Origin of the sequence: Pseudomonas sp. (genome assembly GCF_049590575.1) — a bacterium.
In the GTDB taxonomy this organism is placed as follows: domain Bacteria; phylum Pseudomonadota; class Gammaproteobacteria; order Pseudomonadales; family Pseudomonadaceae; genus Aquipseudomonas.
In genome coordinates, this window is sequence record NZ_JBAWDE010000112.1 from 16771 (window position 1) to 35504 (window position 18734).

General features: G+C 60.7%; 20 protein-coding genes and 3 tRNA genes. 14 read left to right on the forward strand and 9 right to left on the reverse strand.

Features of this window, described 5'->3' with window-relative positions; translation table 11 throughout:
- Positions 1–113 precede the first annotated feature (113 nt).
- The gene (locus WBR57_RS08900; RefSeq protein WP_424083510.1) at positions 114–1139 is read right to left on the reverse strand and encodes an outer membrane protein assembly factor BamD; all 1026 of its coding nucleotides are present in this window, start codon (positions 1137–1139) and stop codon (positions 114–116) included.
- Positions 1140–1288: 149 nt separating this feature from the next.
- Between WBR57_RS08900 and rluD the strand changes: the two genes are divergently transcribed.
- The 7 genes from rluD to WBR57_RS08935 all read left to right on the forward strand — a co-directional run bounded on the left by rluD (position 1289) and on the right by WBR57_RS08935 (position 7961).
- A complete protein-coding gene (gene rluD, locus WBR57_RS08905; RefSeq protein ID WP_049710064.1) occupies positions 1289–2251 on the forward strand; it encodes a 23S rRNA pseudouridine(1911/1915/1917) synthase RluD in 963 nt (320 codons plus the stop codon).
- Positions 2248–2973, forward strand: a complete 726-nt coding sequence (pgeF, locus tag WBR57_RS08910; protein ID WP_424083511.1) for a polyphenol oxidase family protein — start codon at positions 2248–2250, stop codon at positions 2971–2973. Before rluD ends, pgeF begins: the two co-directional genes overlap by 4 nt.
- Before the next feature lie 132 nt (positions 2974–3105).
- On the forward strand, positions 3106–5670 hold the full coding sequence (gene clpB / locus WBR57_RS08915) for an ATP-dependent chaperone ClpB (RefSeq protein WP_424083512.1): 2565 nt from the start codon (positions 3106–3108) through the stop codon (positions 5668–5670).
- A gap of 298 nt (positions 5671–5968) precedes the next feature.
- Positions 5969–6044 (forward strand) — tRNA-Asn (locus tag WBR57_RS08920).
- A gap of 9 nt (positions 6045–6053) precedes the next feature.
- Positions 6054–6130: transfer RNA gene (locus WBR57_RS08925), tRNA-Pro, on the forward strand.
- Positions 6131–6296: 166 nt separating this feature from the next.
- Complete coding sequence (locus WBR57_RS08930; RefSeq protein ID WP_424083513.1) at positions 6297–7043, forward strand: cysteine hydrolase family protein; 747 nt, start codon at positions 6297–6299, stop codon at positions 7041–7043.
- Between the two features lie 30 nt (positions 7044–7073).
- Positions 7074–7961, forward strand: coding sequence for a LysR family transcriptional regulator (locus WBR57_RS08935; protein WP_424083514.1), 888 nt, complete (start codon positions 7074–7076; stop codon positions 7959–7961).
- Between the two features lie 60 nt (positions 7962–8021).
- Here the strand turns inward: WBR57_RS08935 and WBR57_RS08940 are convergent, their stop codons facing one another.
- The 3 genes from WBR57_RS08940 to WBR57_RS08950 are packed head-to-tail and all read right to left on the reverse strand — an operon-like array spanning position 8022 to position 10240.
- Positions 8022–9320: an NAD(P)/FAD-dependent oxidoreductase gene (locus WBR57_RS08940; RefSeq protein ID WP_424083515.1), complete on the reverse strand. Its 1299-nt coding sequence runs from the start codon at positions 9318–9320 to the stop codon at positions 8022–8024.
- Positions 9321–9380: 60 nt separating this feature from the next.
- Entirely contained in the window at positions 9381–9554 is a 174-nt protein-coding gene (locus WBR57_RS08945; RefSeq protein WP_016976295.1) for a DUF3094 family protein, read from the reverse strand.
- Positions 9555–9610: 56 nt separating this feature from the next.
- On the reverse strand, positions 9611–10240 hold the full coding sequence (locus WBR57_RS08950) for a DUF1780 domain-containing protein (RefSeq protein WP_105520961.1): 630 nt from the start codon (positions 10238–10240) through the stop codon (positions 9611–9613).
- Between the two features lie 182 nt (positions 10241–10422).
- Here WBR57_RS08950 and WBR57_RS08955 point away from each other — a divergent pair, with 182 nt between their 5' ends.
- Together WBR57_RS08955 and WBR57_RS08960 are read left to right on the forward strand one after the other, a co-directional pair.
- The gene (locus WBR57_RS08955) at positions 10423–11112 is read left to right on the forward strand and encodes an energy-coupling factor ABC transporter permease (protein ID WP_424083516.1); all 690 of its coding nucleotides are present in this window, start codon (positions 10423–10425) and stop codon (positions 11110–11112) included.
- A 75-nt stretch (positions 11113–11187) separates the two neighbouring features.
- Complete coding sequence (locus tag WBR57_RS08960) at positions 11188–11403, forward strand: hypothetical protein (RefSeq protein ID WP_057726139.1); 216 nt, start codon at positions 11188–11190, stop codon at positions 11401–11403.
- Here WBR57_RS08960 and yacG read toward each other — a convergent pair.
- From yacG to WBR57_RS08980, 4 genes are read right to left on the reverse strand one after another with little or no spacing between them, the layout of a single operon-like run.
- A complete protein-coding gene (gene yacG, locus WBR57_RS08965; RefSeq protein WP_003188437.1) occupies positions 11400–11600 on the reverse strand; it encodes a DNA gyrase inhibitor YacG in 201 nt (66 codons plus the stop codon). The two genes, WBR57_RS08960 and yacG, sit on opposite strands and share 4 nt — an antisense overlap.
- Positions 11597–12220: a dephospho-CoA kinase gene (gene coaE / locus WBR57_RS08970; RefSeq protein ID WP_424083517.1), complete on the reverse strand. Its 624-nt coding sequence runs from the start codon at positions 12218–12220 to the stop codon at positions 11597–11599. Before coaE ends, yacG begins: the two co-directional genes overlap by 4 nt.
- Positions 12217–13083 (reverse strand): prepilin peptidase, encoded by an 867-nt coding sequence (locus WBR57_RS08975; RefSeq protein ID WP_424083518.1) that lies wholly within the window; start codon positions 13081–13083, stop codon positions 12217–12219. Before WBR57_RS08975 ends, coaE begins: the two co-directional genes overlap by 4 nt.
- Positions 13080–14288, reverse strand: a complete 1209-nt coding sequence (locus WBR57_RS08980) for a type II secretion system F family protein (RefSeq protein WP_424083519.1) — start codon at positions 14286–14288, stop codon at positions 13080–13082. The genes WBR57_RS08975 and WBR57_RS08980 overlap by 4 nt, the downstream gene beginning before the upstream one ends.
- A gap of 202 nt (positions 14289–14490) precedes the next feature.
- On the opposite strand from WBR57_RS08980, the gene WBR57_RS08985 reads away from it, so the two are divergent.
- From WBR57_RS08985 to WBR57_RS09000, 4 genes are all read left to right on the forward strand, one after another.
- Positions 14491–14904 carry a pilin gene (locus WBR57_RS08985; protein ID WP_424083525.1) on the forward strand — a complete coding sequence of 138 codons (414 nt, stop codon included), beginning with the start codon at positions 14491–14493 and terminating at the stop codon, positions 14902–14904.
- 36 nt (positions 14905–14940) lie between these two features.
- Positions 14941–16341 carry an O-antigen ligase family protein gene (locus WBR57_RS08990; protein WP_424083520.1) on the forward strand — a complete coding sequence of 467 codons (1401 nt, stop codon included), beginning with the start codon at positions 14941–14943 and terminating at the stop codon, positions 16339–16341.
- A gap of 49 nt (positions 16342–16390) precedes the next feature.
- Positions 16391–16463: transfer RNA gene (locus tag WBR57_RS08995), tRNA-Thr, on the forward strand.
- 153 nt (positions 16464–16616) lie between these two features.
- Positions 16617–16922, forward strand: coding sequence for a DUF6388 family protein (locus tag WBR57_RS09000; protein ID WP_424083521.1), 306 nt, complete (start codon positions 16617–16619; stop codon positions 16920–16922).
- Positions 16923–16970: 48 nt separating this feature from the next.
- Here WBR57_RS09000 and nadC read toward each other — a convergent pair whose 3' ends face one another.
- On the reverse strand, positions 16971–17819 hold the full coding sequence (gene nadC / locus WBR57_RS09005) for a carboxylating nicotinate-nucleotide diphosphorylase (protein ID WP_424083522.1): 849 nt from the start codon (positions 17817–17819) through the stop codon (positions 16971–16973).
- A gap of 244 nt (positions 17820–18063) precedes the next feature.
- On the opposite strand from nadC, the gene WBR57_RS09010 reads away from it, so the two are divergent.
- Positions 18064–18734: DUF1631 family protein (locus WBR57_RS09010; RefSeq protein WP_424083523.1), on the forward strand; the 671-nt coding region annotated here is incomplete at its 3' end.

Below are 18734 nucleotides of genomic sequence, written 5' to 3' on the forward strand. Positions count from 1 at the left end.
TCTCGACAGGGAATGCGCCAGTTTAGCCAAGGACGTGGCAGCCGCACAGAGCAATAATGCTGGCCCATGAAAAAGGGAGCCCGAGGGCTCCCTTTTTGCGTTGCGTCGACAGATCAGTCGAACACACCGAAGGTCATGTAGCTGAACCACGAACGGTCCTGATTGTTGCCCAGGGCCTGCGGTTCTTCCTCTTCGATCACGTCGCCGTTCTCGTCGTGCGGCTTGAGGTCCGAAGGAATCGCGTCCTTGGCGTCCTGGTACTGCTTGATCACGTCCTGGTTGGCGCGGGTTTCGCCCGGCGGCAGCGGTGGGCGGGACTCGATCAGGCCCAGGGTGTACTTGCTCAGCCACGAACGGTTATCCGCCTCGGCAACCTGAGGCACGAACTTGCCGTCCTGCAGGCTTGGGTGATCCGGGTAGTTGAGCTTCAGGGTTTCCAGGCTGGTGTTGGCCAGCTCGTCCAGGTGCAGGCGCTGGTAAGCCTCAGTCATCACGGCCAGGCCGTCACCCACCGAAGGGGTTTCCTGGAAGTTTTCCACTACGTAGCGGCCACGGTTGGCGGCGGCGACATACGCCTGACGGGTCAGGTAGTAGTGGGCTACGTGGATCTCGTAGGAGGCCAGCAGGTTGCGCAGGTAGATCATGCGCTGCTTGGCGTCCGGCGCGTAGCGGCTGTTGGGGTAGCGACTGGTCAGCTGGGCGAACTCGTTGTAGGAGTCGCGGGCAGCGCCCGGGTCACGCTTGGTCATGTCCAGCGGCAGGAAGCGCGCCAGCAGGCCGACGTCCTGGTCGAACGAGGTCAGGCCCTTCATATAGTAGGCGTAGTCGACGTTCGGGTGCTGCGGATGCAGGCGGATAAAACGCTCGGCGGCGGACTTGGCAGCTTCCGGCTCGGCGTTCTTGTAGTTGGCGTAGATCAGCTCGAGCTGGGCCTGGTCGGCGTAGCGCCCGAACGGATAACGCGACTCCAGTGCCTTCAGCTTGGCTGTGGCGCTGGTGTAGCTATTATTGTCCAAGTCTTTCTGAGCCAGTTGGTACAACTCGACTTCGCTCAGGTTTTCGTCGACGACTTCCTTTGTTGACGAGCAAGCAGCAGTCATGGCGAGGATGGCGATCAGCAGCAGGTGTTTCACTTGCATGGCGGCTTGCGTCCCTATGACGGCCGCTGTCTTGGGCGGGGCCGTCCTGTTATGATGAGCGCCCCGTTGAAAGCCTCGGGGCAAAAGACGCCGTATTTAACCACAAGCGCGCAGCCGAAACCAAAGGCTGTGCCACGCCTAGTCTGAGCATGTCCGATAAAATTGAACTTCGCGCAGAGGTGCCGTCCGAATTGGGCGGCCAACGCCTCGATCAAGTCGCCGCACAATTATTCGCTGAGCACTCGCGCTCGCGCCTTTCCGCCTGGATCAAAGACGGCCGCCTGACTGTGGATGGAGCGGTTATCCGCCCGCGAGACACAGTGCATGGCGGTGCGATTCTTGAGCTGACTGCCGAGCAAGAAGCCCAGGGAGAATGGGTCGCCCAGGACATCGAGCTGGATATCGTCTATGAAGATGACGACATCCTGGTCATCAACAAACCCGCAGGCCTGGTGGTTCACCCGGCAGCCGGGCACGCCGATGGCACCTTGCTCAATGCCCTGCTGCACCACGTGCCGGACATCATCAACGTCCCGCGCTGCGGCATCGTGCACCGCCTGGACAAGGACACTACCGGCTTGATGGTGGTGGCCAAGACCATTCAGGCGCAGACGCAGTTGGTCACACAATTGCAAAGCCGCAGCGTCAGCCGGATCTATGAATGCATCGTGATCGGCGTGGTGGTGGCGGGTGGCAAGATCAACGCACCTATCGGTCGCCACGGCCAGCAGCGCCAGCGTATGGCGGTGATGGAAGGCGGCAAGCAGGCCGTCAGCCACTACCGTGTGCTGGAGCGTTTCCGCTCCCACACCCATGTGCGGGTCAAGCTGGAAACCGGTCGTACCCACCAGATTCGCGTGCACATGGCCCACATCAACTTTCCGTTGGTCGGAGATCCGGCCTACGGCGGCCGCTTCCGTATTCCGCCGGCGGCCAGTGTAACCATGGTTGAATCGCTGAAATCGTTCCCGCGCCAGGCGCTGCATGCACGCTTCCTGGAGCTGGATCATCCGACGAGCGGTAAGCGGATGAGTTGGGAATCGCCTCTGCCAGACGATCTGGTCTGGTTGCTGTCGCTGCTCAAGCAGGATCGCGAGGCGTTTATCGGATGAGTGACTGGCTGATTCCTGACTGGCCCGCGCCGGCCGGGGTGAAAGCCTGCGTCACCACTCGTGCGGGCGGCGTCAGTCTGGCGCCGTTCGACAGCCTCAACCTGGGCGATCACGTTGAGGACAGCCTTGAGGCCGTCGTTGAAAATCGCCGCCGTCTGACCGACGCATTCGCTGTCCAGCCTGCCTGGTTGCGCCAGGTCCACGGGGTTACGGTGGTCGAGGCCGATCCGTCGCGCACCGCCGAAGCGGATGGCAGCTGGACCAGCACGCCGGGTATCGCCTGCACGTCAATGACCGCCGATTGCTTGCCCGCGTTGTTCTGCAACCGCGCGGGTACACGCGTAGCAGCAGCTCACGCCGGCTGGCGTGGCCTGGCGGCGGGTGTGCTCGAAGCCGCCTGCGAAAGCCTGGCGACCGAGCCCGGCGACGTGCTGGTCTGGCTGGGCCCGGCGATTGGCCCGCAAGCCTTTGAAGTCGGACCGGAGGTGCGTGAAGCCTTCATGCAGCAACTGCCGATTACTGCCGAGGCGTTTTTGCCAAGCCGCAATCCCGGCAAGTTCATGGCCGACATCTACCAACTGGCGCGCCTGCGCCTTGCTGCGCGCGGTGTCACCGCTGTGTATGGCGGCGGTTTCTGCACCGTGACCGACCCACGCTTCTTTTCTTACCGCCGCAGCCCTCGCACCGGTCGGTTTGCCTCCCTTATCTGGCTTGAGCGCTAGACTCTGCTGATCTGCGTCAACTGTCCGTAGCTTGAATCTCCCAGAATCGACCACATCTATAGGGGTATCTGGCAGGTTTCTTCATTCAGGATGTGTTCTGTAGCTCCGGCCTGCTCAAAAGGAAGGTGACTAATGCGTATTGATCGTTTAACCAGCAAATTACAGTTGGCCTTATCGGACTCTCAATCCTTGGCGGTGGGTCTCGACCACCCGGCCATCGAGCCTGCGCACTTGATGCAGGCGCTTCTGGATCAGCAAGGTGGTTCTATCAAGCCCTTGTTGATGCAAGTGGGCTTTGACGTCAACAGCCTGCGCAAGGAGTTGAGCAAAGAGCTCGACCAACTGCCGAAAATCCAAAACCCGACCGGCGACGTGAATATGTCGCAGGATCTGGCGCGCCTGCTCAACCAGGCGGATCGACTGGCCCAGCAGAAAGGTGACCAGTTCATCTCCAGCGAACTGGTGCTGCTCGCCGCGATGGACGACAACAGCAAGCTTGGCAAATTGTTGCTGGGCCAGGGCGTGAGCAAAAAGGCCCTGGAAAATGCCATCAACAACCTGCGTGGCGGCGAGGCAGTCAATGACCCCAACCACGAGGAGTCGCGCCAGGCCCTGGATAAATACACCGTTGACCTGACCAAGCGCGCCGAAGAAGGCAAGCTGGACCCGGTGATCGGCCGTGACGACGAAATTCGTCGCACCATCCAGGTCCTGCAGCGTCGCACCAAGAACAACCCGGTGCTGATCGGCGAGCCTGGCGTGGGTAAAACCGCGATCGCCGAAGGCCTGGCCCAGCGCATCATCAATGGTGAAGTGCCGGACGGCCTTAAAGGCAAGCGCCTGTTGTCCCTGGACATGGGCTCGCTGATCGCCGGTGCCAAGTTCCGTGGCGAGTTCGAAGAACGTCTGAAATCCCTGCTGAACGAGCTGTCGAAGCAGGAAGGCCAGATCATTCTGTTTATCGACGAACTGCACACCATGGTCGGCGCCGGTAAAGGCGAAGGCTCGATGGACGCCGGTAATATGCTCAAGCCGGCGTTGGCGCGGGGCGAGTTGCACTGCGTCGGCGCGACCACGCTCAACGAATACCGTCAGTACATTGAAAAGGACGCTGCCCTTGAGCGGCGCTTCCAGAAAGTGCTGGTGGAAGAGCCGAGCGAGGAAGACACCATCGCCATCCTGCGTGGCCTGAAAGAGCGTTATGAGGTCCACCACAAGGTGGCGATCACTGACGGCGCGATTATTGCTGCAGCCAAATTGAGCCATCGCTATATCACCGACCGTCAGTTGCCCGACAAGGCCATCGACTTGATCGACGAAGCGGCCAGCCGCATCCGCATGGAGATCGACTCCAAGCCGGAAGTGCTCGACCGCCTGGACCGGCGCCTGATTCAACTGAAAGTCGAATCCCAGGCCCTGAAAAAAGAAGAGGACGACGCGGCGAAGAAACGCCTGGAAAAACTCCAGGAAGAAATCGTCCGCCTGGAGCGTGAGTATTCGGACCTCGAGGAAATCTGGACTTCGGAGAAAGCTGAAGTGCAGGGCTCTGCGCAGATCCAGCAGAAAATCGAGCAGTCCCGCCAGGAGCTGGAAGCCGCGCGGCGCAAAGGCGACCTGAACCGCATGGCTGAGTTGCAGTACGGGGTCATCCCCGACCTGGAGCGCAGCCTGCAGATGGTCGACCAGCACGGCAAGAGCGAGAACCAGTTGCTGCGCAGCAAGGTGACCGAGGAAGAAATCGCCGAAGTGGTGTCCAAGTGGACCGGCATCCCGGTGTCGAAAATGCTCGAAGGCGAGCGCGACAAGCTGCTGAAGATGGAAAGCCTGTTGCACCAGCGTGTGATCGGCCAGGAAGAGGCGGTGGTGGCGGTGTCCAACGCGGTACGGCGTTCGCGGGCCGGCTTGTCCGACCCGAATCGCCCCAGCGGCTCGTTCATGTTCCTCGGCCCGACCGGCGTGGGTAAGACCGAGCTGTGCAAGGCCCTGGCCGAATTCCTCTTTGATACCGAAGAGGCCATGGTGCGGATCGACATGTCCGAGTTCATGGAGAAACATTCGGTGGCTCGCCTGATCGGCGCACCACCAGGCTACGTGGGCTACGAAGAAGGTGGTTACCTGACCGAAGCCGTGCGGCGCAAGCCTTACTCGGTGATCCTGCTGGACGAAGTCGAGAAAGCCCACCCGGATGTGTTCAACATCTTGCTGCAGGTGCTGGAAGATGGTCGTCTGACGGACAGCCACGGGCGTACCGTGGATTTCCGCAACACGGTGATCGTGATGACGTCCAACCTGGGCTCGGCGCAGATCCAGGAGCTGGTGGGCGATCGTGAAGGCCAGCGCGCTGCGGTGATGGATGCGCTGACCTCGCACTTCCGCCCGGAATTTATCAACCGGGTCGATGAGGTGGTGATCTTCGAGCCGCTGGCGCGGGATCAGATCGCGGGTATCACCGAGATCCAGTTGGGCCGCCTGCGTGGCCGCCTGGCCGAACGCGAGCTGTCGCTGGACCTGAGCCGCGAGGCGTTGGACAAGTTGATCGCGGTCGGTTACGACCCGGTGTATGGCGCACGGCCGTTGAAACGTGCGATCCAGCGCTGGATCGAGAACCCGCTGGCGCAGCTGATCCTGTCGGGCAGCTTTATGCCGGGCACCAGCGTGACGGCGAGCGTGGAAAACGACGAAATCGTCTTCCATTGATCCCAAGCGGCATCGCGATAACCGAAGGCCCCGCATCGCGGGGCTTTTTTTTTCGATAGGGCGTTGAACTGTAAGGCAAAGGCTTGTAAAGTGCGCCCCGCAGCAACGTCAGCCCACGGGTTTCTTCTCCCCAAGAAGAAATCAGAAAGAAGCGCAAATCCTTGTCTTAAAAGCAATTTAAAGGGTTGACAGAGGTTTTTAAGATTGTAGAATAGCGCGCCTCAGAGGCACTAACGTAGCGATACGGAAGACCGAAGAGAGAGCAACATGCAGTAAGTTTTACTTTGAAATATGCAGTTCCGTGATAGCTCAGTCGGTAGAGCAAATGACTGTTAATCATTGGGTCCCAGGTTCGAGTCCTGGTCACGGAGCCAATTTCAAACCGGGGTATAGCGCAGTCCGGTAGCGCGCCTGCTTTGGGAGCAGGATGTCAGGAGTTCGAATCCCCTTACCCCGACCATATTAAAAATCCTCGTATCGAAAGATACGGGGATTTTTTTTGCCTGTTTTTCAGCATGACTTGTGCGCATTCCAAACAGATATTGTGCTGATTGGTGCGTTGGTGCAGAGATCGCCGCCTCCTAGACTGAGCCCGACTCGTTACTCACCTCTACAGGAAATGCACCATGACCCATACCGCCGCCTTGCCTGCCGCTCAATCCACTCGCTCGTTGCCTGCCTCGCTGCTCAGATCCGTGATTGTGGGCCTGGGCATGATGATCGGGTTGGGCCAATGTGCCGTCGCCGCTGAAACAGGCGCGAACAAACAACCCACCATCCGCGCCATGTTGGGCGCCAAGTCCACCGATCGCCTGGACCCTGAAACCACCGTCCTGGTGGTGATCGATTTCCAGAATGAATATTTCACCGGGCGCATGCCGATTCCGGACGGCATGAAGGCCCTGGAAAATACCCAGCGCCTGATCAAGTTTGCCGATAAAGAAAAAATCCAGGTCATCCATGTGCAACACATTGCTCCGGAGGGCGCGGCTGTATTCGCCAAGAATGGCAAAACCGTTGATTTTCATGCGCTGATGAAGCCGCGCGTGCAAGACAAGCTCGTGCAGAAAACCACGGTCAGCGTGTTTGCCAGCACCGATCTGGATGCCCAGTTGAAGAAAGCCGGGGTCAAGACGCTGATTATTTCCGGGCTGATGACCCACGCCTGCGTGGCCGGCGCCGCCCGGGACGCCGCGCCGCTGGGTTATGACGTTGTGGTAGCATCCGATGCGAGTGCCACTCGGGCGATCACCCGCGCCGATGGCCGTTCGGTAACCAAGGATGAATTGCACAATTCGGCGCTGGCTGAAATCGAAGACACCTTCGGTTCGGTGCTGACCACCTCGCAAATCATTGCTTTGCCGGTTAACTGATTCCCCAAACCGCTTGGGATCGCCCGTTGCATGAACCAGTTAGCCGCCATGCTCGCCTTTCGGTGTATCGTCGAAGCCAAGGGCTTTTCTGCAGCCGCAGAGCGCCTGGGTACCACGCATTCGACGATCTCCCGGCAGTTGCAGCAGCTGGAGACCGAGCTGGGCGCCCAACTGATCAACCGCAACACGCGGCGCTTCAGTCTGACGCGGGCAGGGGAGCAGTACTACGCGGCCTGCGTCGATATTCTCAGTCGTGTCGACGCAGCCTCCCAAGCTATCGCCCAAGGCCATCAACGCCCGGAAGGCCTGCTTAAAGTCAGTGCGCCGCTGGTGGTGGGTACTTTGGATTTGCCGCACTGGCTGCCGGGGTTCCAGCGGCGCTACCCGGATATCGCGCTTGAGCTGTGTTGTGATGACCAGTTCGTCGACCTGGTGGCCGAAGGGTTTGATGTCGCGATACGCATCGCCAGTGCCCTGGCGGACACCTCATTGATTGCGCGCACCTTGACGGTTTCCAGACAGGTATTGGTGGCGTCGCCGGGTTACATCGCCCGTTACGGCCTGCCCCGTTCGGCCCATGAGCTCGACAAGCACCGTTTGCTGACCTTTATTGGCGCCTCATCGGTTTGGGAGCTGAGTACGGCGCGAGGTGGTGTGTTGAAGGTCACGCCGTCGGGGCGGTTCAGCACCAATACGATCAGCGCGCTGCACGCGGCCACCTTGGCCGGCGCGGGCATCGGCTGCTTCACCCTGGCCACCGTGCAGAATGATCTGGCACAGGGGCGCCTTGTGCGCATTTTGCCCAATTACTCATTGGGCGAGCGCCATTACTACGCGCTCTATCCCCAGTCTCGGCACCTGGCACCCAAGGTGCGCGCATTTGTCGACTATATGGCCGAGTTCTACCAGCAAGAATGACCGCCCAATAAAAATCCCCCGACCAACCAGTCGAGGGATTTTTTTATGTCGCGCAGTCGATCAGTGCAGCTTGAGCCTAGGCTCGGTTCCGCGTCCGATCTTGCTGCCCAGCATCAGCATGGCCGTGCGGAAGAAACCATACAGCGCCATCTGGTGCATGCGGTACAGCGACACATAGAACATCCGCGCCAGCCAGCCCTCCAGCATCACACTGCCGGTGAGGTTGCCCATCAAGTTACCCACCGCCGAGAAGCGCGACAGCGAAATCAGCGAACCGTAGTCGGTGTACTTGTACGACGGCAGCTCCTTGCCTTCGATCCGCAGCTTCAGCGATTTGGCCAGCAGCGAAGCCTGCTGGTGCGCGGCCTGGGCGCGTGGCGGTACATTGCGGTCGGTGCCCGGTTGCGGGCAGGCGGCGCAGTCACCAAAGGCGAAGATGTTCTCGTCGCGGGTGGTTTGCAGCGTCGGCAGTACTTGCAGCTGGTTGATGCGGTTGGTCTCCAGGCCGTCGATGTCCTTGAGGAAGCCTGGTGCGCGAATGCCCGCGGCCCACACCTTGAGGCTGGCCGGAATCACCTGGCCGCTGCTGGTGATCAGCGCGTCGGCCGTCACTTCGCTGACGGCGGAGTTGGTCAGCACGGTCACCCCGAGTTTCTCCAGGGTTTTATGCACAGGCCCGCCGATACGCTCGGGCAGCGCCGGCAACACCCGTGGGCCGGCTTCGATCAGGGTGATGTGCATGTTTTCCGGCTTGATCCGGTCCAGGCCATAGGCTGCCAGCTCATGCGCCGCGTTGTGCAGCTCGGCGGCCAGCTCAACGCCCGTCGCACCGGCGCCGACGATGGCGACGCTGATCTGTTCAATGGTGTCAGTCTGCCCGGCATGCGCGCGCAGGTAGTGGTTGAGCAATTGCTGGTGAAAACGCTCGGCCTGCTTGCGGGTATCAAGGAACAGGCAGTGCTGCGCCGCGCCCTCGGTGCCGAAATCGTTGGTGGTGCTGCCAACCGCAATCACCAGGCTGTCGTAGCCCAGTACGCGCGCCGGCACCAGTTCGCGGCCTTCTTCGTCGAGGGTCGCGGCCAGCTGGATTTTCTTCTGCTCACGGTCAAGCCCGCTCATGCGCCCCAGTTGGAACTCGAAGTGGTTCCATTTGGCCTGGGCGACGTAATTGAGTTCGTCTTCCGAAGAGTTCAGCGAACCGGCAGCCACTTCGTGCAGCAGGGGCTTCCAGATATGGGTCAGGTTGGCGTCGACCAGCGTGATGCTGGCAGTGCCGCGCTTGCCCAGAGTCTTACCCAGGCGGGTAGCCAACTCCAGGCCGCCGGCGCCGCCGCCGACGATAATAATACGATGGGTCATGGGGATATCTCGCAAGGCTAAAAGAAATCGGAGCAGTTACCCCCGCGAGCGCCAGGCAGCTCATAGCGTCAGGTAACTCAAAAGGCGGCTCAGCAGGCCGAGCCCGATCACCACCACCAGCACCACACCAAGGAGCAGCCACGGCCGGAAAGGCTTGCGCTCGACTCGGTTCTGGGAGAGTTGCAGGTACTCTTCGACATGCTGTTGGTCATCGGGGTTCAGGCGGCTGGTCATATAAGGCCTCGTCAGGTAGACGTTGCAAAAGGGCGCCACGTTACAGTCCGGGGGGATCAGAGGCTGATGCCCACGTCGAACACTATGCTGCGGCCCAGGTTGTTGCGCAAGAAATCCGGCGCGTCGGGGTGGGCAAACAACACTCGCGCAAACGTCGGGCCTACCAGCGACAGCGAGCGCCAACCCTGGCGCAGGTATTCGGTGGGCGGCGGGAAGTGGCTGTTGAGGTCCAACACTTCGCGCTTGAGGCTGGAAAAAGCGATCAGGTCCAGTTCGCCCAGGTCCATCCCCCGTTCCTTGTAGTTGTGCGCCTTTTTGCGCAGGGTCGGCGCCAGGCGCAGCAGGAATTCGTGGGCGGGGATGCGGCGCGGCTTGGCTTCGCGCCGCACCAGTTGGCTCAGGGAGAACGCACTGCGCCGGCGCAGCAGCTCATCGCGCCATTCGTCGTTCAGGCGCCGGCCTTCGTCCAGCACAAAAAACACCTCGAAACTCGCGTCGCGAAACAACACGTCCGGCGGCTCTTGCCCGGCGGCGTGAAACTCTTCCGCGCGATAGGGCACGTTCAAGCCTTGCAGCAGGCGCTGGCAGACCCAACGCTCACGCTCCCATTTGCGGGCATTGGACAGAAACGCGTTGGCTTGTTCGGCCGCTACGGTGAGCAGGCGCAAGTAGTCTGAGTCATCCATATTTGCAGCTTAGCGTCCAAATGATGACCACAGGAAGTCTCGTTTCAAAACGCCGGTGTAGACTGGCTACTTGAATGTCAGGCCGAGCATGGGGAGTGTGCTGTGAAGTTTTTTGCGGTCTCGTGGTTCAGTCCGTTGCCGGTTTGGGCCCTGGCGTTGGCGCTCGTGGAGCAGGTGAAAACGTGATCAGCGCCGCCGTACTGGCACCGGGCACCCTTGCCGTCAGCGGGTTGTTATTCGCGCCAATAGTGCTGTGGGCGATCCTGCGTTCGCCGTGGGTCGAGTTGTTTGCCGATCGGCGGCGCCAGCATTTGCTGTTCGGCACGGTGTTCGCGCTGTTCATGCTGTGGCTGGTTCGGCGAGATTTCGATACCGGGGTTTCCTACCATTTTATCGGCATGACCGCCGTGACCCTGCTGCTCGACTGGCCTTTGGCAATCGTCGGTGGGTTTGCCGCTCAGTTGGGCTTGGTGGCGCTGGGGCGTCAGGACCTGGCGGCCCTGGGGGTCAATGGCCTGTTGCTGATCGTGCTGCCGGTGCTGGTTACCGAAGGTTGCGCGCTGCTGGTGGAGCGGGCGCAACCGCGCAACCCCTTCGTCTATATCTTCTGTTCCGGCTTTTTTGCCGCCGCGCTGTCGGCCTTGCTATGCCTTTTGTTCGGACTGGGCTTGCTGTGGTTCGACGGCCGCTTTGCCATGCCGGAATGGCTGGAAGACTTCGTCGGTTATCTATGGCTGATGATCTTTCCCGAAGCCTTTATCAACGGCATGGTCATCAGTGCCCTCGTGGTGTTTTGCCCGGAATGGCTGGAGACCTTCAATCGCACCCGCTACCTCTCGGCACCCTGGAAGGATGACGATTCGCAGCGTTGATCCAGATCAAATCCCGCGCAGCCGCGCAGGCCCATGCTCTGCGAAATTTTCCTGAGCAGGGTGGGAGCACGGATCATGGGTGTGTATGAATGGGCACGGCAGGAATTGCGCAGAAGCCAGGACGCGGCACAGGAAATCGGGTTTGACCCTGGGCTGACCCTGCGTGCGATGCTCAGCGCAGTGGTGCAACAGAGCAAGGGTGTGCGCAGTTTCGAAGACCTGGCCGACGAGCTGCAATACCTTGCAGAAAATCTCGACGACCAGCAGGAATACGCCTTTATGCGGCCTTAGTGGCGTGGCGGCAGGTCTTCGGAAAACAGCTCGTCTTCAGCATCCGGGGCCACGGGGATCTTGTGTTCCTCAGCGGCCCATGCGCCCAGGTCGATGAGTTTGCAACGGTCCGAGCAGAACGGCCGGTTGAGGTTGGTCGCTTTCCATTCTACGGGTGCGCCGCAGGTAGGGCAGTCGACGGTCAAGGGTTGGCTCATGATCGGCCTCCACGCAAAGTAAGGTAAAAGTGGTGCAGTCGCTCGACCTCGCTGTGCAGCCAGGCGAGGTCTCTGTCGTTGAGCAGTACGTCATCGGCATGGTTCAGGCGGTCTTCGCGGCTGGACTGAGCCTTGAGGATCGCCTGCACTTGCTGTTCGCTGATGCGGTCGCGCTGCAGGGTACGCTGAATCTGCAGCGATTGCGGCACGTCGATCACCAGGATGCGCTGGGTCATGCTGTACTGGCCGGACTCGATCAGCAGCGGTGACACCAGAATCGCGTAAGGCGAGCGGGCCCGCGCCAGATGGTTGCGGATTTCCTCGCCGATCAGCGGGTGCAGCAAGGCTTCCAGCCAGCGGCGCTCTTCGGGTACTTCAAAGATCAGCTTGCGCAACGCGCCGCGATCCAACTGGCCATCAGGCTGCAATACGCCGGCACCAAAATGCTCGGCGATACGTGCGAGTGCCGGCCGCCCGGGTTCGACCACCCAGCGCGCGGCGTGATCGGCGTCGACCAGGTCAATGCCCAGGTCAGTAAAGTGCTGGGCGGCCGCGCTTTTACCGCTGCCGATACCGCCAGTCAGGCCAAGAATCCAGGGTGTTGCAACAGAAGTGGTCATCTGAAACCGACAGACTGCAAATAGAAGTCGGTTATTTGACCACCCCAGAGCAATGCAATCCAGCCGGCAATCGCCAGATACGGACCAAACGGCATGGGTGTCGACGCTTCGGCCTTGCGCAAGCGCAGCAGAATCAACCCCACAAACACGCCGACCAAGGATGACAGGAACAGCGTCATCGGCAATACCTGCCAGCCGCCCCAGGCCCCGAGCAGCGCCAGTAACTTGAAGTCGCCATGGCCCATGCCGTCCTTGCCAGTGATCAGCTTGAACAGCCAGAACACGGTCCAAAGGCTCATGTACCCGATCACTGCGCCCCACAGCGCATCGGAGAGTGTCGTGAACAGCCCGAAGCCATTGACGATCAGCCCCAGCCAGAGCAACGGCAATACCAACACATCCGGCAGCAGTTGGTGGTCCAGGTCGATCAGGCTCATTGCCAACAGCCCCCAGCTCACCAGCATCAACGCTGCCGCTTGCCAGCCGAAGCCAAAATGCCAGGCCACCACCCCGCAGATCAGCCCGCAGGCCAGCTCGGTGAACGGGTAGCGTAGGCTGATCGAGCCCTGGCAATGGGCACAGCGGCCCCGGAGCCACAGGTAGCTGAGCAGCGGGATATTTTCCCACGGCCGGATCGGATGATCGCAACGCGGGCAGCACGAGTTGGGGTGCATCAGGTTGTAGGTCGGCGGCGCAGGTTCAGCAGGCAGCCCGAGCACTTCATGGGCCTGGGCGCGCCATTCGCGGTCGAGCATTTTCGGCAGGCGCCACACCAGCACATTAAGAAAACTGCCGACGATCAGCCCCAGCACCGACGCCATCGTCACAAAGGCCCAGGGGTACTCACTGAACAGCAGGCTCAAAACGCGCCTCCCAGTTGGAAAACCGGCAGGTACATGGCAATCACCAGTGCCCCGACGATGCACCCCAGCACTACCATAAGCAGCGGCTCCATCAAGCTCGTAAGGTTGTCGACCTGATCGTCCACGGCGGCTTCGTAATGACTGGCGACTTTTTCCAGCATAAGGTCCAGCGTACCCGACTCTTCGCCAATGGCGGTCATCTGAATCGCCATGGAAGGGAACAGGCCGCTGGCGGCCATTGAATGATTCAACTGCATGCCGGTAGATACATCATGTCGTATTTGCTCGATTGCCTGTTTGAACGGCCCTGACCCAGCGGCTCCGGCCACGGAAGCCAACGCCTGCACCAGCGGAACGCCAGCGGCAAAGGTGGTGGAAAGCGTACGGGCGAAGCGCGCAACGGCTGATTTGTGCAGCAGTTTGCCTGTCAGGGGCGTTTTCAACAAACCGACATCCAGCCAGTAGCGAAAAGCCGGCGAGACACGATACCCGTGGCGCAGCCCCAGGGCGCCCGCGGCCAGGCCCAGCGCCAGCATCCACCAGGCCTGCCTGATGAATTCGGACAGGGCGATGACCTGCAAGGTGAAACCGGGCAGCTTGCCGTCGACTCCGGCGAACAGGGTCTGGAACTGCGGCACCACATGCACCAGCAACACGCCTGTGACGAGGCCCGCGATCATCAGGACTGCAACAGGGTAGGTCATGGCCTTTTTGATTCGGGCTTTGAGCTGTTCGTTCTTTTCGCGGTGCAGCGCCACGCGTTCGAGCAAGGTCTCGAGTGCGCCCGCCTGTTCACCGGCAGCCACCAGGTTGCAATACAAATCATCGAAGTAGCGCGGCTGTTTGCGCAACGCTTCGGTCAGGCTGGTGCCGGCGGCGATTTGCTGTTTCAAACCCAGCACCAGCTCACGCATGCAGCGGTTGTCGAAGCCTTCGCGGAGGATGTCGAAGGCTTGCAGCAGTGCAATCCCGGCCTTCAGAAGCGTGGCCAGTTGGCGGGTGAACAGGGTGATGTCCGCAGTTTTTATCGGCGTGGCCAGGGTCGGTAGCCACGCTGATTTCTTGTGCACACGGCTCGGGCTGATGCCTTGCCGGCGCAGCTGCGCCTTGACCAGGGCGGGGCTGGGCCCGCTGGTTTGCCCGCTCACTTTGCGGCCTTTGCGGTTGATGCCTTCCCAGGCGTAAATCGTCGAAGCATTGGTCATGTCGCGGTTCCGCACACAGGTCGTCGAAGATTTATAGCTTAGTCAGGTGACGGATTCGGGCAGGCGGGTGGGCAAGGATAAAATGTCAGAATGTGCGTCTTGTACGCGATTGACCGCGTGCGCATGAGTACACTGGCGCCGTTGCACAATACGGGGTGCAGGAAGCGCCCTGTCATGAGTTCTATTCTGGAGAGTGAATGTGATGCGTCAGAAAGGCTTTACCCTGATCGAGTTGTTGATCGTCGTGGCAATCATCGGCATTTTGGCCACCATCGGCCTGCCCATGTACACCACCCACCAGGCCAAGGCCAAGTTCACTGCCGGCCTGGCTGAAGTCTCCGCGTTGAAGGCCGGGTTCGAAAGCACCCTCAACGAGGGCACTGTGCCCACCCTGGCATTGATCGGCGGCACCAGCCCGACGGCCAATTGCAGGATCGACGTGGCCGGCGACGTTGCAACCGGCGCGGGTTCCATCCGTTGCGAAATACTCGACGCCCCGGCACCGGTACTCGGCAAAACCATCAGCCTGAAGCGCAGTGCCACCAGCGGCTGGAAATGCTCCACAACCGCTGATGCAAAATATGCAGCCAAGGGCTGCGGCGCAGATGGCGCATAACTGCTGAACCATCCACACGGACGTTAGAGGTGGCCGATGTCGTTATCCGTACAGCAGCGCGGCAATGTTTTCCTGGTAGCAGTAGTGTGTTTGTTGGTTGTCGGGGTATGTGCACCGTTCAGTGGGCATGACCTGCAACGGGGGATGCAGATTGCTATCGCTTTTTGCGCGGTGCTGTATGGGCTGTCGGTCACCCCGGCAGGCCGCGTGGTGGACCGGCCTACCGCCCTGGGGCTGGCGCTGATCATCGGGCTTGGCCTGGTGTCTTCGGCGCTGGCCCATCAGCCACTTTGGGCGCTGGCCGAACTGGCGTTGTTTGTCAGTTGCGCGGCAATCGCCGTGGCGTTTGCGGTGCTTCGTCGCCAAGGCGGTGAGGCGCTGGATCGTGGAGTGATCCTCGTCGTGGTGTTGCTGTGCCTGATCAAATCCACCCAGTACCTGTACGCCGCTGCGCTGGCATTCAGCAGTGGGCAACTGACGCTGGACCCGGACCTGTTGCTGTCGGGGTTCTCCAACAAACGTTTTTACGGCCAGTTCCAGACGTTCACCCTGCCATTGCTGGCGCTCCCCTTAGTGCTACCGAACATCTCACGTCGGCTGCGCTGTGCGGTGTTTGCGTTGCTGTGTGTCTGGTGGTTGATCGCGATCAGCGGCGGCACACGCGGCACGTGGCTTGGAATGGCGGCGGCGGGCGTTGCGTTAGCGACACTGGGGGCTGGCGGGCGGCGCTGGCTGGGTTGGCAACTGGCCGCACTGCTGGCCGGGCTGTTGCTGTACTGGCTGATATTTACGCTGTTGGCCGATTACCTGGGCATCCAGATAGCCAACGGCGCCAGTGATCGCCTCACCACCACGCTGTCCGGCCGTGGCCCGATCTGGTGGCAGGCATGGCACATGATTGCCGAACGGCCCTGGCTGGGCTTTGGGCCGATGCATTTCGCCGATATCGCCAATGACATTGCTACCCACCCCCACCAGTCCATCCTGCAATGGGCCAGCGAATGGGGTGTGCCATCGGCGTTGTGCGTCGCGGTGCTGGCATGGCGCGGCGGCTGGGCCACATTCGGTGTGCTGCGTGAACGTGCGTTGGCGACCGAGCGTGCCGACCTGCTGCGGCTGTGCCTGTTTGCAGCACTGGTGGGGGCATTGGTGCAATCGATGGTAGACGGGGTGATGGTGATGCCCAATTCCCAGGTCTGGCTGGCGCTGGTGGTGGGCTGGTTGCTGGCGCTGCATGTGTGGCAAACCCCGGCGACCGCATCGCTGCCGACGGCATGGGTTGCCTGGAAACTATTGAGTGTGTTGGCCGTTGGTCTGTTGATCATGATCGCGGTGCGCGATGTTCCCCATATCCAGCAAGCCCAGCAGCAGTACCTGGGCGCCCATGGCCATCACCTGCAACCGCGCTTCTGGGCGCAAGGGGTGATTGCCCGCTGACGGCCCGCAAGTTGCCGGACGCCCAATGCGGTGCTAGCTTTAGCCCACCGCCCGTGTAGCTCAGCCGGTAGAGCAGCGCACTCGTAACGCGAAGGTCGCAGGTTCGATTCCTGTCTCGGGCACAAAGGCAACACTGTTTTACAGGCAGCACCGTTTTCAGATGATCCCAGAATGGTTCTGAAGGCCAGACGAGCTGGCATTCGTTCCCGCTCTTTTGTATCTGCGCAACCTTGATGACCCAGATGCATCCCCATTCCTAGATCTAAGAGAACAACATGACCACTATAGAAATGACCCAGGAAGTTCGGCATCAAGCAGCGCTCGACAAGTACCTCGAGGAATCGCCGCAGCTTAAAGAAGAGATCAAGGACCTGAGCGCCGACGATCAGCGCGATCAGATTCAGTGGGCATTCGAGGACGAGGCCGAGAGCCGGGGCTACCAGCCCTGGGAATTGACCCTGCATTACACCTCCACGCCGGAAGAGTTCGAGGCGGCGCGGCTGGCCTTGCACAAAGAGGCGGCCGAGGTGTTGGGCGTCGAATGGGAAGAGTATTGCGAGATGAATGACTTGGTCGTTTAAGCGCGTACTTATTGCGGGAGCGAGCACGCTCGCTCCTGCACAAATGCCTCAGATACTCAGGCGCATCGACAAGTCCACCGCCTTCACATCCTTGGTCATCGCGCCAATGGAAATGTAGTCCACCCCGGTTTCGGCGATGGGCAGCAAGGTCGTTTCGTTGATCCCGCCGCTGGCTTCCAGCTTGGCCTTGCCGCCGTTCAGGCGCACGGCTTCACGCATATCATCCAGGCTCAATTCATCCAGCATGATGATGTCGGCGCCTGCCGCCAGGGCTTCGCGCAGTTCCTCCAGGCTTTCTACTTCGATTTCCACCGGCTTGCCCGGGGCAATCTTGTGCGCGGCGGTAATGGCTTGGGCAATGCCGCCGCAGGCAGCGATATGGTTTTCCTTGATCAGGAACGCGTCGTACAGACCGATACGGTGGTTGTGGCAGCCGCCGCAGGTGACCGCATACTTTTGCGCCAAGCGCAGGCCGGGCAGGGTTTTGCGGGTATCCAGGAGCTTGACCTGGGTGCTGACGACACAATCGGCCAGGTACTGGGCGCGTGTGGCGACGCCTGACAGCAACTGCAGAAAATTCAGCGCGCAACGTTCGCCACTGAGCAGCGAACGTGCCGGGCCTTCCAGGTGAAACAGCACCTGGTCGGGACTGACGCGCTCGCCATCCGCCACCTGCCAGTGCACCGCGACGCGCGGGTCGAGTTGGCGGAATACCGCGTCGACCCACGCAGTGCCGGCGATCACGGCGGTGTCGCGGGTAATGATGGCTGCCGTGGCCAGCCGTTCGGCCGGGATCAGTTGCGCAGTGATGTCGCCACTGCCGATGTCTTCCAGCAGTGCACGGCGCACGTTGGCTTCGATTTCGGCGGTGAGGTCGGCAAGACGGAGATTCGGCATAACAGGCTCCACAAACAAAGTGTCCCGATTATAGGGGCAGTGTCGGTTGGAACCCACACTCAACGCGGATTTACAGCGCAACGGCAGAGTTTGCTGGCGCAACCCCCCTCATTTGCAAGATAATCTCGCGCCTTGCAATTGGCGTCATAGCTTTGACGTCCTGGTGATAACCGGTTATCCATAGCCCGAACAGGCTTTTGGCCGATTCTTGCCCAACCCAATACCGCCGTTTCAGGAGGCCAGGATGCACAATGACGGAAAGGTGGTGCCAATCAACAAGGCGCAGGCCACGCCATCGCCGCTGGCCCGACTGCCGGTGGTATTGCTGCAGGTCCGCGACCGGGCGGCGCAACAGTTGCAGCAGGGTTTGCAGGACCTGTTCGATAACGCCGACGACACGCTGTTCGAAATGGCCGACAAGGCGCGCAGCAATGTCGACCACCATATTTTTTTTGAAGCCATGCGTGACCTGCGCCTCAAGCGCAAGAATTTCGAGCGGGTGTTCATGGAGCGCCTGTTCGAAGCCTTTGCCCGCCTTGGCCAGGCAGGGCGAGGCGAGTTGCAGTTGGTGCCGGTGGTGTCCTATGACGCCGCGCCCGGGACCTCCACCGATGATCTGGAAAAAGCCGTGGCGCTGGAAGCCATGCTCGGCCGGGTGCGCCACCGCGACGGCCTGGCCTTGGGGCAACTGACCGCACGTTTGAGTGCGTTGCTCGGCAACCAGTTGGATGATCGCGAGAACCCACTCGGTCCGGCGCTGCTGTGCGACTTTTTCCTGCGGGCGGGGCGCAGCTTGGGCGTGGAGATCCGCGTCAAGCTGATCATGCTCAAGCTGTTTGAAAAATACGTACTCAGCGACGCCGACCAACTGTACGGCGAAGCCAATCAATTGCTGATCGCGACCGGTGTGCTGCC

Coding starts and splice junctions, on each gene's coding strand:
- WBR57_RS08900 (WP_424083510.1), bottom strand. CDS start 1,139: ATGCAAGTGAAACACCTGCTGCTGATCGCCATCCTCGCCATGACTGCT.
- rluD (WP_049710064.1), top strand. CDS start 1,289: ATGTCCGATAAAATTGAACTTCGCGCAGAGGTGCCGTCCGAATTGGGC.
- pgeF (WP_424083511.1), top strand. CDS start 2,248: ATGAGTGACTGGCTGATTCCTGACTGGCCCGCGCCGGCCGGGGTGAAA.
- clpB (WP_424083512.1), top strand. CDS start 3,106: ATGCGTATTGATCGTTTAACCAGCAAATTACAGTTGGCCTTATCGGAC.
- WBR57_RS08930 (WP_424083513.1), top strand. CDS start 6,297: ATGACCCATACCGCCGCCTTGCCTGCCGCTCAATCCACTCGCTCGTTG.
- WBR57_RS08935 (WP_424083514.1), top strand. CDS start 7,074: ATGAACCAGTTAGCCGCCATGCTCGCCTTTCGGTGTATCGTCGAAGCC.
- WBR57_RS08940 (WP_424083515.1), bottom strand. CDS start 9,320: ATGACCCATCGTATTATTATCGTCGGCGGCGGCGCCGGCGGCCTGGAG.
- WBR57_RS08945 (WP_016976295.1), bottom strand. CDS start 9,554: ATGACCAGCCGCCTGAACCCCGATGACCAACAGCATGTCGAAGAGTAC.
- WBR57_RS08950 (WP_105520961.1), bottom strand. CDS start 10,240: ATGGATGACTCAGACTACTTGCGCCTGCTCACCGTAGCGGCCGAACAA.
- WBR57_RS08960 (WP_057726139.1), top strand. CDS start 11,188: ATGGGTGTGTATGAATGGGCACGGCAGGAATTGCGCAGAAGCCAGGAC.
- yacG (WP_003188437.1), bottom strand. CDS start 11,600: ATGAGCCAACCCTTGACCGTCGACTGCCCTACCTGCGGCGCACCCGTA.
- coaE (WP_424083517.1), bottom strand. CDS start 12,220: ATGACCACTTCTGTTGCAACACCCTGGATTCTTGGCCTGACTGGCGGT.
- WBR57_RS08980 (WP_424083519.1), bottom strand. CDS start 14,288: ATGACCAATGCTTCGACGATTTACGCCTGGGAAGGCATCAACCGCAAA.
- WBR57_RS08985 (WP_424083525.1), top strand. CDS start 14,491: ATGCGTCAGAAAGGCTTTACCCTGATCGAGTTGTTGATCGTCGTGGCA.
- WBR57_RS08990 (WP_424083520.1), top strand. CDS start 14,941: ATGTCGTTATCCGTACAGCAGCGCGGCAATGTTTTCCTGGTAGCAGTA.
- WBR57_RS09000 (WP_424083521.1), top strand. CDS start 16,617: ATGACCACTATAGAAATGACCCAGGAAGTTCGGCATCAAGCAGCGCTC.
- nadC (WP_424083522.1), bottom strand. CDS start 17,819: ATGCCGAATCTCCGTCTTGCCGACCTCACCGCCGAAATCGAAGCCAAC.